General features: G+C 68.9%; 2 protein-coding genes. Both read right to left on the bottom strand.

From position 1 onward, the window contains the following. Positions 1-3 precede the first annotated feature (3 nt). The gene (locus HUW46_RS43475; RefSeq protein ID WP_256451405.1) at positions 4-7,209 is read right to left on the bottom strand and encodes a type I polyketide synthase; all 7,206 of its coding nucleotides are present in this window, start codon (positions 7,207-7,209) and stop codon (positions 4-6) included. A 59-nt stretch (positions 7,210-7,268) separates the two neighbouring features. Next, on the bottom strand, positions 7,269-16,439 hold the full coding sequence (locus tag HUW46_RS43480; protein WP_215544466.1) for a non-ribosomal peptide synthetase: 9,171 nt from the start codon (positions 16,437-16,439) through the stop codon (positions 7,269-7,271). Between the last annotated feature and the right edge of the window lie 3 nt (positions 16,440-16,442).

The raw sequence follows: 16,442 nt of genomic DNA on the forward strand, positions 1-16,442 counted from the left end.
CGCTCACGGTTGGCGGCCCCCCAGCTCTTCGTCGATCAAGGCGAACATCTCCTCTTCGCCAGCCGACTCGATTTCCCGGTCGTGCAACGGTTCCACCTCATCCGCCCCGGCCGTCATCGTGGACAGCAGCTCCCACAGGCGGAGGGAGGCGGCCGACCGGACGGTCTCGTCGCCGACGGCGGCCATGGTGACCGCCATCCGGTCCAGCTCCGCCAGCACCGGATGCTCTTCCGCGGGTGGCTGGTCCGGCACGAGCTGCCGCAGGAGGTACTCCCCCAGCGCGTCCGGAGTCGGGTGGTTGAAGGTCACGGTCGGCGGCAGTCTCAGTCCGGTCACCGTCTCGAGCCGATGCCGCAGTTCCAGCGCCGTCAATGAATCGAAGCCGAGATCCATGAAACCGCGGTCGGGTGGCACGATGCCCGGCCCCGACCGGCGGAGCACGGTCGCGATCTCGGCCTGCACCACACGTCGCATCGTCAGCGCCCGATCGTGCTGGGCCATGCTGCGCAGGCGATCGCGCAGTGTCCCGGCGCTCTCCGTCGCCATCCCGTCCGAGATCGACTCCACCCGTTCCCGCCGTCGCTGACCGGCCGAGCCTGCCGGAGCGAGACCGCGGAGGACGGCAGGCGGGTCGATGTCGGGCCCGGACAGGTCGATCCAGGCGGGCACCAGCTGGGCCCGGTCCGCGTCCAGCCCGAGGTCGAGCAGTGCCAAGCCGTCGTTCGTGGACAGCTGCCGCACGCCCATCCGGCGGACCCGTTCCTTGTCGATCTCGCCGAGTTGCTCGGTGAGGGCGGTGCTCTTCTCCCAAAGCCCCCAGCTCAGCGAGACCGCTGGCAGCCCCAGCGCGTGCCGATGGCGGGCGAGCCCGTCGAGGAACGCGTTGGCCGCCGCGTAGTTCGCCTGACCGGCGAACCCGACCGTAGCCGTGACCGACGAGAACAGCACGAACGCCGACAGTTCGAGGTCCTGGGTCAGCTCGTGCAGGTGCCATGCTCCGTCGAGCTTCGGCGACAACACCGCGTGCAGTCGAGACGGCGTCAACGACATCGTCGCCGCGTCGTCCATCGTGCCCGCCGCGTGGATAACGGCCCGCAAGGGCGCCGACGGGGGAACGGCCGCGATGACCTCAGCCAAGGCGGCGCGATCGGTGACATCGCAGGCGGCAACCGAGACGGACGCACGCGCCGTCAGCTCTGCCATCAGCTCGTCCGGTGCCTTGCCGCCGCGGCTGACCAGCAGGAGGTGCCGTACGCCGTGGTTGCGGACCAGGTGCCGCCCCACAGCGGCGCCTAGTCCACCCGTGCCACCGGTGATCAACACCGTTCCACCGGGATCCATCGATGGCCGATCGGGATCGGGCGCGGGAACGGAACCGCGGGCGAGCCGCGGTACGAAGACCCTGCCCGATCTGAGGGCGATCTGCGGCTCACCCGTCGACGGCACGTCGGCAGCGAACTCGTCCGCCGAATCCACCAACACGATCCGCCCGGGAAACTCGGTCTGCACTGGACGCAGCAGACCCCACACGGTGGCCGCGGCAAGATCCACGTCGTCGCCCGGCTCCACGGCTACCGCACGACAGCTCACGACCGCGAGCTTGGCCGAATCGTCGTCGTGATCCCGCAACCAGGCCTGTACCGTCGTCAGCACGGACTCCGCGGTCGTGTGGACTTCCTCGGGCACATCGGAGGTCCCCGGCCGCACGTGAAGGACCGTGGTGGCGACTGGTGTCTCGTCGCAAGCCGCGATCTCACGCCATTCGACCTGGAACAGCTTCGAGTCGAACCGACGTGCGTTCAGCGGCCGCAGTACGAGGGAGTCGACCGACACCACCTCGATGCCGCCGCTGTCGACGATCTTCAACGACGTGCTGTTCTCGCCCGTGGGCCTGATCCGCGCGCGCAGCCGTGTAGCGCCTGTCCGCGCCAGCCGCACCCCCGTCCACGAGAACGGCATCAGCGGACCAGCGGTATGGGCCGCCACCAGCGGGTGGAGCACCGTGTCGAGCAGCGCCGGGTGTACGGCGAACGGGCCGGGTTCACCCGGAAGGCCCACTTCGACGAAAAGGTCTTCGCCGTGGCGCCACACCGCTCGCAGGTTCTGGAACACCGGGCCGTACTCCAGGCCTCGCCCGGCCAACTCCTCGTACCAGTCAGCGTGATCCACCGACGTCGCCCCGGCAGGCGGCCACACGGTCGGTATGGCGGCCGCGTCACCGGTGTCGAGCGGTCCCAACTGCCCGGTGGCGTGCAGCTGCCATGCCCCGTCGAGGCGGCTGTGCACCCGGAACCGGCGCCGACCGCCTTCATCGGGTGCGGCCGCCGTCAACTGCACCTCTACGCTGCCTCGCTCGGGCACCACCAGGGGCGTCTGAATGGTCAGCTCGTCCACCCGGTCGCCGAGACCGAACGCCATCTCCAGTAGCGCGGTTCCGGGCACGACGGCCTGTCCGAGCACGCGGTGGTCGGACAGCCACGGCCGTGTCCGCAGCGACAGGCGGCCCGACAGCAGCGCACCGCCATCCGCCAGTTCCGTCGCTCGTCCCAGCAACGGCTGGTCCGCCCCGGCGTCCAGCCAGTACCGCTCCTGCTGGAAGGCGTACGTGGGGAGATCCACGGGCCGTCCGACATCGACCAACGCCGGCAGATCCATCCTCACGCCGTGGACGTACAGGCGGGCCAGTGCCGTTACCACCTCCCGCGTCTCGCTCCGGTCGCGCCGCTGGAGGGGTACCACCACGGCGTTCCGGCCACCGAGGCACTCCTCGATCATCGGCACGAGCGCGGCGTCGGGTCCTACTTCCACGAACGTGGTGACCCCCTGTCCGGTCAACCACTCGATGTCGTCGGCGAACCGCACGGTGTCCCGCACGTGACGCACCCACCGCTCCGGTGTCTGCGGCGCTCGGGCGGCCATCGGGATCACCGGTTCGTTGAACGTGAGTCCTTCTGCCACGGCTCGGAGATCGGGCAGCATCGGGTCCATCCGCTGCGAGTGCGAGGCGTGGGATATCCGCAGTCGCTTGACCGGGCACCCCTCGGCTTCCAACCGGCGAGCGATGTCGAGGACGGCGTTCTCATCTCCGGCGATGACGGTCGACGCCGGGCCGTTCACCGCCGCGACCGACACCCCATCGGTGAGCAACGGCAGTACGTCGGCTTCCGGCACGCCCAGCGCCACCATCGCGCCGCCGGGCGGCAGATCCTGCTGCAACCGGCTGCGCGTGGTCACCAACACGCACGCGTCCCGTAAGGAGAGCACACCCGTCACGTGCGCCGCGGCGAGTTCTCCGGTGGAGTGCCCAGCAACGAAGTCGGGCACGAGCCCCCACGACGTCACCAACCGGTACAGCGCCACCTGGATGGCGAACATCGCGGGCTGCATCCACCCGATCTGGTCGAGCAACGCGGCCTCGGCGCTGCCCGGTTCGGCGAACATCACGTCGAACAGCGGCCGGTCGAGGTATTTGTCGAGCTCGATGCGGACCTCGTCCAGCCCGTCCGCGAAGACAGGGAACGCTCTTGCCAGTTCACGCCCCATGCCGAGCCGTTGAGCTCCGCCCCCGGTGAAAACGAACGCGGTCCGACCCGGTGTGGCGGTACCAGTCGGTATCTCCGCTGCCCGCTCTCCCGCCGCGAGTGCGGCCAGACCGGCCAACAGTTCGGTGCGGTCGGCGGCGAGCACCGCGGCGCGCTGCTCCAGTACCGATCGCGTCGTCATACTGGAAAAGCTCACGTCGATCGTGCTGAGGCCGCGATCAGCTGCCACCCACTCCCGCAACCGGGCCGCTTGGGCCCGCAATGCGGTCGGTGTCCGGCCCGACACGATCACGGGTGCCGGATGGCGCACCCGTGGCTCACCGTCTGTGGTTTCTGCTTCCCGCAGTTGTTCCACGATCACGTGCGCATTGGTGCCGCTGATGCCGAACGACGACACAGCGGCCCGACGCGGCCGCCCCGACTCGGGCCACAACCGCTGTTCGGTCAACAACCGCACCGCACCGGAAGACCAGTCCACGTGCCGCGACGGCACATCGGCGTGCAAGGTCGCCGGAAGGACACCGGCACGAATCGCCATCACCATCTTGATCACACCACCGACACCGGCGGCGGCCTGCGCGTGACCGATGTTCGATTTCAGCGAACCCAGCCACAGCGGTTCTCCCCGCCCCTGGCCGTATGTCGCCAGCAACGCCTGCGCCTCGATCGGGTCACCCAACGCGGTCCCGGTTCCGTGCGCCTCCACCGCGTCCACCTCGGCGGCCGACAAGCCCGCTGAAGCCAGCGCGTCCAGGATCACCCGCTGCTGCGACGGGCCATTCGGCGCCGTCAGGCCGTTGCTCGCGCCGTCCTGGTTCACCGCCGAACCCCGCACCACGGCCAACACCCGATGTCCGTTGCGCCGCGCGTCCGACAACCGCTCCACCACCAGCATCCCCACGCCCTCGGCCCAGCTCGTGCCGTCCGCCGCATCCGAGAACGCCTTGCACCGCCCGTCCGGCGACAAACCGCCCTGTCGCGAGAACTCCACGAACATGCCGGGCGTGGACATCACGGTCACACCACCGGCCAACGCCAACGAACACTCCCCCGCCCGCAACGCCTGCGCCGCCAAGTGCAACGCCACCAACGACGACGAACACGCCGTGTCCACACTCACCGCCGGACCCTCGAACCCGAACGTGTAAGCCACCCGACCCGACACCACACTCGGCGAGCCACCGGTCAGGGCATGCCCTGCGAACCCGTCCGACGTCTCGTGCAGGCGGGGTACGTAGTCCTGCCCCATGACGCCGACGTAGACCCCTGTACGACTACCGCGAAGGGCGGCCGGGGCGATCCGGGCTCGCTCCAGCGCCTCCCACGACACCTCGAGAAGCACCCTCTGCTGCGGGTCCATCGCGAGCGCTTCGCGTGGGCTGATCCGGAAGAACTCGGCGTCGAAGCGCGCCGCGTCGACCAGGAAGCCCCCCGACAGGGCACCACCGGCGTGCGTACCGTCCTCGACCACGTTCCATCCCCGATCCTGCGGGGCCTCCGAGATGGCGTCCACTCCGTCTCGGACGAGGCGCCAGAGGTCTTCCGGGGAGGAGACACCTCCCGGGTACCGGCAGCTCATGCCCACGATCGCGATCGGGTCGTCCTCCGCGACCACTCGCGCGGCGACCGGGCCACCAGCGGTCTCGCCGCTCGCCGGAGCCCGACTCGACAGCACGCCTCGCAGGTGTGCCGCCAGCATCCGCGGTGTCGGGTGGTCGAAGAGCGACGTGGCAGCGAGCGACAGACCCGTCTCCAGGCTCAACCGCTCGCAGAAGTCGACCGACGTAACCGAGTCGAACCCCAGCTCATCGAACGGACGATCGTCCTCGACCGACCGCTCGTCCGCGTAGCCGAGAAGGTCCGCCGCGCAGGAACGGACCAGCTCCGACAACTCCCGCTCCTCCGGTGCAGTGGAGTCGTGAGCCTGCCCGGCCCCCGGTGCCGCCACCAGCCGCTGCGTATCCGTGGTGACCTGGCCGCCGGTGTTCCAGTGGGGCCGTCGCTGGAAGGCGTAGGTGGGCAGGTCGACGGTGCGGCCGCCACCGAGCATCGGCCGCCAGTCCACCACGGCGCCTTCGATGTGCGACCGGGCCATGGTCGACAGCACCCGGCGTGCCGGTTCTTCGTGCTCCTCGATGCTTTGCGACACGCCCACGGCCGCGGCACCATCCGCGAGCGCGGCCAAACCGTCCAGCAATTCCGCGCGATCAGCCGCGATGACCACGCCACGGTGCTCCAGCACTGATCGAGTGGTGGCCGCGGAGAACCCGACGTCGACCGGGGACAGGCCCGGCCGCGAGGCGACCCAGGCGCGCAACCTGGCCGCCTGCGCTCGCAACGCCGCCTCGGACCTTCCACAGATCGGCACCGGCACCGGCACCGGCGCGCGGGGGTCGGTCTCCCGCGGTGCGGCCGTGGGGTGGTCCGCGATGACCACATGGCAGTTCGTGCCGCCAATACCGAAGGAGCTGACCCCGGCGAACCGGGAACCGTCCGGCCACCCTCCGGTGGTGGCGTTCACCCGGATCTTCAGTTCTGCCATCGGGATCGCCGGATTCGGCGTGGTGAAGTTCAGGCTCGCCGGAATGGACCTGTGCCGTAAGGACAGTGCGACCTTGATGAGCCCGACGACCCCTGAAGCGCCGTCAAGGTGGCCGATATTGGTCTTGACCGACCCGACGAGCAATGGCCGGGTCTCGTCGCGGCCCTCGCCGAGAACCGCGCCGAGCGCTGCCGCCTCGATCGGATCGCCGACCCGCGTGCCGGTGCCGTGCAACTCGACGTATCCCACCCGCGCGGGCTCGACCCCCGCTCGGGCGTACGCCTGCCGTAGCAAGGCCTCCTGCGCGTCGCCGTCGGGAACCGTCATCCCCGGACCGCCGCCGTCGTTGTTCAGAACGCTGCCGAGCAGCACCGCGCAGATCGGATCGTCGGCGGCGACCGCGTCCTCGAAACGCTTCAGGACCACGACCCCGCCGCCCTCGCCTCGCACGAACCCGTTGGCACGCGCGTCGAACGTGTAGCAGCGGCCGTCCGGGGAGAGCGCGCCCGCGCGGGCGAACGCGAGCGCGCCCTCCGGCATCAGATTGAGGTGCACCCCACCGGCCAAGGCCAGATCGGTCGCGCCGGAAAGCAGGTTCTCGCACGCCAGGTGGACGGCGACCAGCGACGAGGACTGGGCGGTGTCCACGGTGAGGCTGGGTCCGCGGAAGCCGAACTGGTAGGAGACCCGGTTGGCGATGGCCCCCCGGCTCAGCCCCGCCAGAGAGTGGTGGGACACGGCATCCGCACCAGACCGGTGCACGAGCGAGGCGTAGTCGTCTCCGGTGGCACCGAGGAAGACCCCGACGGAGCTTCCTCGCACGGCCTCCGGCACGACACGGGCGTTCTCCAGCGACTCCCAGGCCAGCTCCAGTGCCAGCCGCTGGCGCGGGTCCATCGCAGTGGCCTCGCGGGGAGAGACGGTGAAGAACTCGCAGTCGAATTCGGCGACGTGGTCGAGAAAGCCACCCCGCCGCAGCCCCGGCGACCGCAGTTCGTGCGGCACGACACCGAGGTCCCACCGGTTCCCGGGGACATCGGTGATCGCGTCCACGCCGTCGCGCAGCAGGCGCCAGAAGGCGCCGAGATCCTCCGCGCCGGGGACCCGGCAGGACATGCCGATCACAGCGACCGCACGTTCGGCCCGACCGCGCGCGACTACCGGTTGGTCGCGTACTCCGGCGTTCAACCGACGCCTCCCCCGCTCGGAGATTCCTCCGCACGGGCCCGCAGTCCAGCCAGGTCGGCATCCGGGTCCGCCACGATCGCCCACAACAGCCGCTCGTAGTCTCGCGCCATGGCCTCGGCGGTGCCCTGCGTGAACAGGTCGGTGCTGTACTCCAGGTAGCCGGTCAGCTCGACGTCGGTTTCCCGCACCATGAGATTCAGGTCGAACGCCGAGGTACCGGAGTCGTTCGGCACCGCCCGAACGTCGAGATCGTCGATCGCACCGCCATCGGCACCACCGTCACCCGCACTGATCAGGTTGAACATCACCTGGAACAGTGGTGAACACCCCGGGTCGGAAACCGGCACCAGGTCCTCGACGAGGTCACGGAAGGGCAGATCCTTGTGTTCGTGCGCCTCCGCCGTGACCACTCTGGTCCGCGCCAGCAGTTCGGTGAAGGTCTGCTCAGGTGCGACATCGAGCCGGATCACGAGTCGGTTGACGAAATACCCGATGAGCTGTTCCAGCTCGATCCGAGGACGATTGGTGACCGGCGATCCGATCGCCACCTCCCGGTCCGCGCAGCGGCCGCCCAGAAGCACTGCGAACGCCGACAACAAGGTCATGTACAGCGTGGCCCCGCGGTCCTGACTGAGCTGCTTCAGCCGATCGGGCAGGTCGCCCGGGAACCTCAGCTCCACCGAGGAGCCCTGGTAGGACTTCACTTCGGGGCGCGGGTGGTCGGTACGCAACGACAGACACTCGGGCAGGCCGGCCAGCCGAGTGCGCCAGTAGCTCAGCTGCCGGTCCAGCTCCGCTTGGTCGACCGCGTGCCCCTGCCAACGGGCGAAATCGGCGTACTGCAGCGGAAGTGCCGGCAGATCCGGTTTCCCGCCCTGGCTCAGTGCCCGGTAGCACGCGGACAGCTCGGTCAGCAGAATGCCGGCCGACCAGCCGTCGACGACACCCCACGGGCGCGTGAAGACAGCCCAATGCTCGTTGTCCGAGAGCGCTAGCAAGTGCACCCGGAGCTGGACGCGGTCGTCCGGGGCGAAGGGACGCGCTCGCTCCGCCCGCAGCGACTCGGCGATGGTGTCCTCGTCGGCGCTTTCACCGAGTCGCTGGACCGGCACGTCGATGTCCACGCCGTCGTTCACCGTCTGGAAAACGATTCCGTCCCGGCGTAGATAGCTGGTGCGCAGCACGGCGTGCCGGTCGATGACCGCCCGCACGGCGTTCGCCCACGCATCACAGTCCAGTGGGCCGACCATCTGGAAGACGAGTTGCACATTGTCGGGCGCCGGACCGAAACGCGGTGACTCATCGAGGAACCACAGGTCCCGTTGTTGCAACGCGAGTGGTACCTCCTCCCCTGGCCGCACCGGCGTCGGCGTCACCAGGGGCACCTCCGGCGACCCGGCCGACTTGGCGTCCGCGGCCAACGCGTCGTCCAGCGCGGTGGCCATGTCCGCGACTGAAGTACCGGCGAGGATCAGCTGGAGTGGCAGGTCCACCCCCAGTTCCTTCCTCACCCGGATCGTCACTCGGGTAGCCAGCAGGGAATGCCCGCCGAGATCGAAGAAGTTGTCCTGGAGCCCGACCTGGCTGAGCCCGAGAACCCCTTCGACCAGACGGCACAGCGTCCGCTCGGTCGCCGTACGCGGTGCGGAATAGACCTCCTTGGTCACATCCTGCTCGTCCGGGAGGGGGAGCGCCCGTTTGTCGACCTTGCCGTTCCGCGTAACGGGAAGCTCTTCGAGAATCACGTACGCACCAGGGACCATGTAGTCGGGCAGCCGGGCCGACAGGTACTCCTTGAGGGTCCTGGACATCGACCAACCCATGCGGCCCAGCTGCGGACTGTTGGTGAGCGCGGCACGGTGGTAGGGGGCGCGGGCTCGCACCAGCGGCAGCTCGTGGCGCCCGAACACCAGGTCGAGGCCATCGGGCCGGTCTTGCGACCAGGTGGCCGCCACCCGATAGTCGAGCCGCTCGGCGTACTGCAGCGTCGTTTCGAGCTCTCGCGCCTCGGCGAGTGCCTCGGCCGTCATCCGAACGCCGTTCGGCAACGGCTCCACCCGCCGGGTGGATGCCCAACGGGTCAGCCCCTCGGCGACCCGCACATCGTCCGCGATACGAGGGTTGGTCAGGCCGGTGACTCCGAACCGGCTTGGGACCTCGCCGCTGTCCAGCAGATCGCGCAGCTCGGCCGCGCCGCTGGCGGTGAGCCAGGTCAGCGGCTCGCCGGACCGCGCGGGTCCCTTGGTCAGCACCGCGTCGTAGCGGTAGGCCAGCATCTCGTTGTCGCCGACACCGCGCTTGACCATCAGATCCACGGAGCCCAGCTCGGGGAACCGCTCGGGCAGCGCGGCGAACCAGGTCGGGCTGATCAACAGTTCGGCGTCCTGCTGCCGGCGGCGCTGCACACGAGCGGTCAGAGCGCCGACCGTGATGCGGCTCGATGCTCGGCTGCGCTCGACCGCGCCCACGTGGGCTGAGAACAGATCGAGGTTGCGAACATCGCCGACGAAGATCCGGCCGCCGTCCTCGACAAGCGGCAGCAACTGGGCGATGACCTGTTCCAGGTACAGCCGGTTCGGGAAGTACTGGGCGACGGAGTTGAGCACGATGGTGTCGAAGGTGGATCCGGCCAGCTCCCGCACCGCCAGCGCGTCACCGTGGGCGACGGTCACGTGCGACCAGTTGCGACGTTCCACGCCGCGCCGGACCTCGTCGACTGCCCCGGCGGAGGTGTCGATGGCGCACACGGCCGCGCAGCTTTCCGCGTACCGGAACAGCAGCAGGCCCGTGCCGACCCCGACCTCGAGCAGGCGCTTCGGCTGTAGCTCGGCGATCCGCTCCACCGTGCCGTCGATCCATTCGAGCATTTCGGGCTCTGGGATCTCTTCGCGGGTGTAGCTGCTCTGCCAGCTGGCCAGGTCCACGCCATCGTCGGTGGCGTCGCTTCCCGCGTACTGGTCCTCGAAGACCCGCTGCCACTGTTCGAGGTGGTCCGCGTTCTGTTCCTGGGCCGCGGCATCGAGCCATTGCTCCGTCGGCCGCACGTACGCGACCAGCGACCGGGTCTCCCCGGTCGCGTGCGGCGTCACCGCCGCACTGTGCACCATGGCGTGCGCGCGCAGCGCGGCCTCGATCTCGCCCGGTTCGACGCGGAAACCTCGCACCTTGACCTGGTCGTCGAGCCGGCCGACGAACTCCAGGGCACCGTCGGGCAGGCGGCGGACCAGATCGCCGGTCCGGTACAGCCGACCGCCCGGCTCCGTACCGAACGGATCGGCGACGAACCGTTCGGCGGTCAGCTCCGGGTCGCCCAGGTAACCACGCGCCACGCCGGCACCACCCATGCACAGCTCGCCGACGACGCCGGTCGGGACCAGCCGCAGCCGGCTGTCCGTCACGTAAGCGGTGGAATGCGGTAGCGGACGGCCGATCGGGATGCGGGCGTCCTCGGCGACGTCCGGCGGGATCACCTGGTACGTCGAACCGATGCTGTTTTCCGTCGGGCCGTATCCGTTGACCACCGTCACGTCCGGCTGCGCTGCGACGACCCTGCGCACGTCCCGCGCCGAGAACGCTTCGCCGACCACCGCGAGGCACTTCAGCGCCAGCTGCCGTCCTTCTGCTTCCTCGGCGAACGCCGGCAGGAAGGCCGCGGACAGCACCATCATCGTCACCCCGGTCCGCTCGACGCAGTCGAGCATCTGCCCCACGTCTCTGGAGTCGCCGTCGTGCAGGACCAGTTGCCCGCCCGCTACCAGTGGGGTCAGCACCTCCTGGACGCCGGCGTCGAACGAGATCGACGAGTAGTGCAACATCACCGTGTCGTCGCTCGCCGAGAAGTAGCCGGGGCTGCAGAGCAGCCGGACGACCCCTCGTTGTGGCACCAGGACGCCCTTGGGCCGCCCGGTCGACCCGGAGGTGAAGACGGCGTAGGCCAAGTGTTCCGGCGTCACGCCCGACTCGGCGCGGGAAAGGTTGTCCTGGCGAAGGTCGGCGAGTACCGGTAGGCCATCCCGAGCCCGCTCACCCGTGTCGAGATACACGATTTCGTCCACGCCGTCGAACTGTGTGGACGGGAACGAGGCCTGGCTGAGCAGTATCCCGATGCCCGAGCCGCGCACAATGCCGCGGATCCGCTCATCGGGGTAGCCAGGGTCGATCGGCACGCACGCGCCACCGGCCTTGAGAATGCCGAGTAGGCCGATCACCAGCTCAGGCGACCGATCCGCGCAGAGCCCGACCAGGACGTCCGGCCCGACGGCCCGATCGTGAAGGCGGTGGGCGATCTCGTTCGCCCTGGCGTTCAGTTCGGCGTACGTGAGCCGCCGATCGCCGTGCCGCACGGCGACCTCGTCGGGTCGCCGTGCCACCTGCGCTTCGAACAGCTCGAAGAGGCAGCTGTCGTGTGGGTAGGGGCCGGCGGTGTCGTTCCACTCGACCAGCAGCCGACGACGTTCCGCGGCGGGCAGAACATCGACGTCGAGCGCGGCGGTGCCGTTGCCGTCGTCGGTGGTGAGGGCGCCGACGATCCCGGCGAGTGCGGTTTCGACGTACGCGAGCAATGCCTCCGGCTCGATCGTGTCCTCGACCTGGACGATGAGCGACAGCTCGCTACCGAGGTCGTCGAGAGAGATGCCCATCGGGTAGTTGATGTTGTCCACCAACTCCAGCCAACGGACGCCCGAGTCGTCTATGCGGTGTGCCTCAGCATCGTGCCCGTGCTCGAAATGGCGGAAGTTGACGGCCGCGCTGAACAGCGGGGTGTCGCTGTCCAGTCCGGTGCCGCGTTGCGCCGCGCTCAGCGAGCTCTGCTCGCGGGCGATCAACTCCTGCAGCCCGGCCTCGACGTCCGCGATCAGTGCCCGGACGGTCCGGCCGGACAGGCGGACCCGCAAGGGAAGGGTGTTGATGAAGTTGCCGAGCATCCGCTCGACCCCGGGCACGCCCTGCAGGCGGCCCGACATCACGGTGCCGAACACCACGTCGTCGCGCCCACTGCCCGCGGCCACGACCATGGCGCAGGCGGTGTGGAAAAGGCAGGCCGGGCTGATGTGCAACCGTTGCGCCTCGGCGCGCACCGCCTCGGTGAGGTCCGAGGGCAGGGATCGGCGCAGCTTGCGCTTCCGACGCCCGTCGCCGCGTACATCGGTCAACCCGAAGGGCATTGTCGGCTCTGTGATGTCGCTGAGGACGTTCCCGAAGTAGCTCTCGGCGTCCCCCGAAGCGATCTGGTGCAGGGTATGGGCGACGAAGTCCCGGTAGGGCGCCACCACCGGTAGCAGGTCGGCGCGGCCTGCCAGGTGGACCGCGATCTCTTCCATGATCAGCTGCAACGAGGTGGCGTCCTCGACGAGGTGGTGGAAGTCCAGCAGGACGTAGTACCGGCCAGAGTTCGGGTCCTCGGCCGTGGTGAGCCGGAACATCGGAGCCTGGTCGACCGCCATGGGAGCGGGGTCCGCCAGCATGGCGTGCGCCTGCTCCTCGGCGTCGCGATGCGGATCGAGGCTCGTGCGCCTAACCGTCAGCGGTGCCGCGCGGTACACCACCTGAACTGGCGCCGGCAGCCCGGCGGTGAGCACGGCCGTTCGCAGGACGTCGTTCCGGTCGATCACCGCGCGCACCGCGTCGGTGAACCTGGCGCAGGCCGCCTCGTTCTCGGCGACGAAGAGGGCCGACAGCAAGTACGGGTCGTGGTCGGGGGCCACCAGATGGTGGAACAGAATGCCCTCCTGCGCCGGGACAAGCGGATAGATGTCCTGGACGTTCGGAGCGCCGGAGGGCACCGTCCCGATGATCGCGTCGATCTGCTCCTGCGTCAGCTCGACGAGCGGGAGCATGTCCGGGGTGATCCGTTCGCAGCCGTCTGGGATGGCGTTCGGCGGTACGGCGTAGTTAGTCGCGTCCTGCCCGTGGTCGATCCGCTCGGCCAGGGCGGCGAGGGTTGGCGCGCTGAAAACGTCCCTCACCCTGGCGACCATGCCGGCCGCGCTGAGCCTGGCCACCAGCACGGTGATGTTCAGGGAGTGCCCGCCGAGCGCGAAGAAGTTGTCCTCGGTGCTGACCCGGTCGGCGTCGAAGCCCAACAGTTCCGCCCAAAGGGACGCCAGCAGTCGCTCGGTCGGTGTCCGTGGAGCGATGTAGGTGCGTTGGGCGAACGCTGAAAGGTCCGGCGCCGGCAGTGCCGCACGATCCAGCTTGCCGCTGGCGGTGACGGGCAGCGCGTCGAGGGTTACGAACGCGCTCGGCACCATGTAGTCCGGCAGCGCCTGCACCAGGTGCCGGACGAGATCGCCGCGAATGTCGCGGCCGGCCGAGGCCTGGTCCGAGACCACGTACGCCACCAGCCGCTGGTTACCCGGCTGGTCCTCGCGGACCACGACCACGCAGGAGCGTACTGCCGGCTGTTCGCCGAGCCGGTGTTCGATCTCGCCCAGTTCGATTCGATGACCGCGCAACTTGATCTGGTCGTCGACGCGCCCGAGGAACTCCAGGGTGCCGTCGGGCCGCCACCGCGCCAGATCGCCGGTGCGGTATATCCGCGCACCCGGCTCGAACGGGTCGGGCACGAACCGCTCCCGCGTCAGCTCGGGCTGGTGCAGGTAACCGCGGGCCAAGCCGACGCCGGCGATGTACAACTCACCGACGCACCCGATGCCCTGCGGAGCCATCGCATCGTTCAGCACGTAGAGCCGCGTGTTCTGGATGGGCCTGCCGATGGGGATGATGTGCGGTGGGTCGCTCGGACAGGTCCAGTGGCTCACGTCCACGGCCGCCTCGGTGGGGCCGTACAGGTTGTGCAGCGGAGCGGTGTGCAACGCGTAGTGGCGTTCACACAGGTCCCTCGGCAACGCCTCGCCACTGCAGAACACCTGGCGAACGGACACGCACGCGGACCAACCGGCTTCGCCGACGATCGCCCGGAGCATGGACGGCACGAAATGCAAGGTGGTCACGCCGAACCTCTGGATGGCAGAGACGAGGTAACCGGGATCCTTGTGGCCATCGGCCTCGGCCACCACCAGCCGCGCTCCGGACAGCAACGGCCAAAAGAACTCCCAGACGGAGACGTCGAAGCTGAACGGGGTCTTCTGCAGGACGACATCGTTCTCGGTGAGCTGGTACTCGCTCTGCATCCACTCGATCCGGTTGACGGCCGCCCGGTGCTCGATCATCACGCCCTTGGGGCGCCCCGTCGAACCGGATGTGTGAATGACGTAGGCCAGGTGATGCGGTTCCAGATCCCCTGCCGGAAGGTTGTTCTCCCGCTGCGCCAGACCATCGTGGTCCAGCGTGAGCACGTGCTTCGCGGCAGCGAGCGGCTCAGTGTCCACATGCGACTGGACGAGTATCACGCCGACACCGGACGTCTCGACGAGTTCGGAGATGCGAGCGGGTGGGTACGACGGCTCGATCGGCATGTACGCGCCACCCGCCTTCAGCGCGCCGTAGATGCCCGCGATCATTTCGGCCGACCGCGACGTGCACAGGCCGACCAGCGTGTCGGGTCCGACTCCGTGGTCACGCAGGGTGTGCCCGATGCGGTTGGCCCACGCGTTGAGTTCGGCGTAGGTCCACACCCGGTCGCCGTCCACCAGCGCGATCCGGTCGGGGTGCCGCGCCACCACGTCCTCGAACAGCTGGTGCAGGCAGCGGTCGGCTGAGTACGGACGGTTCGTCTCGTTCCAGGCCGCCAGGACCTGCTGCCGTTCCGCCGCATCGACCATGCCGAGCCGGGAGATGCGCGCACGCGGGTCGGCCGCGATCGAAGCGAGCAGTTCGGTGTAGTGACCGGCGAGGCGCCGGATGGTGTCCCGGTCGAACAAGTCGGTGTTGTACTCGACGAGGCCCTCGAGCCCGTCTGGTGTCTCCCGGAGTTCGACGGTGCAGTCGAACTTCGTGTAGCCGGTGTCGATCTCGACCTCGGACACCTCGAGATCACCCAGCATGATCTCGCGCTGGGTCCGCGCCTCGTGCAGGACGAGCATGGTCTGGAACACCGGCGAGTAGGCCAGGCTGCGCTCCAGCCGAAGTGCGTCCACCACGGCCTCGAAGGACACGTCCTGGTGGTCGTAGGCGTCCAGCGCCGTCCTCTTCACCTGGGCCAGCAGATCCGGGAAAGTCGGGTCACCGGACAGGTCCGCGCGCATCACGAGAGTGTTCGCGAAGAAGCCGACGAGATCTTCCAGCTCAAGCCGGTTGCGGTTCGCCACAACCGTGCCGACAGCGACATCCGTCCGGCACGTGTACCGGTTCAGCACCACCGCGTACGCTGCCAGCAGCGTCATGTACAGCGTGACCTCGTACCGCTCGCTGACGCTCCGGAGCTTGGCGAGCAGCTCGGCAGGGCAACGGAATCCTTCGCGCGCACCCCGATACGTCTTGACGGCTGGGCGTTCTCGGTCCGCGGGCAACGACAGCCTCGGATCGACGCCTTCGAGCTGCTTCCTCCAGTACTCCACTTGACGCGCCTGAACATCGTCGGCCAGCCACCCGCGCTGCCAATGCGCGTAGTCCGCGTACTGGATCGGCAAGGGCTCCAACGGGGATGGTCGGCCCGCGCAGAAAGCCTCGTACAGAGCCGTCAAATCCCGGAAGAAGACACCGACCGACCTGCCGTCGGCAACGCTGTGGTGCGCGGTCACCAGCAGGACGTGCTCCCGCTCCGACACCCGCAGCAGCCGCGCCCGGATCAGCGAGTCGTTCGCCAGGTCGAACGCGGCCGCCGCTTCCTGTTCGCAGATCGGGAAAACCGTCGCCGATTCGACGTCGTCGAAACCCACTGCGAAGTTGCGACCATCGCCGATGTACTGGTACGGCACGCCTTCGCGGTCGAGAAACCGCGTGCGCAGGACTTCGTGCCGCTGCACCATCGCTTCCAGCGCGCGTACCAGCGCGGTGCGATCGAGGCGGCCACGCAGCCGAAGGCCCATCGGAATGTTGTAGGCAGCGCTAGGACCGTCCAGCTGCGCCAGGAACCACAGGCGCTGCTGGGTGAACGACAGCGGTACCGGCTCGTCCGCCGACCTCGGCACCGCGGGTATGGTGTCCAGTGTGGACAGAGCAGAGAGGTCGACGCCCTGCCGCGTGAGCAACGTGATCAGCGCGCGCCGCTGGCTCCCGGACAGAGCGCGGATCCGCCGGATCAGGTCCGGACTGGTTGAGGTCATCAC

This window comes from Amycolatopsis sp. CA-230715, assembly GCF_018736145.1.
GTDB lineage: Bacteria > Actinomycetota > Actinomycetes > Mycobacteriales > Pseudonocardiaceae > Amycolatopsis.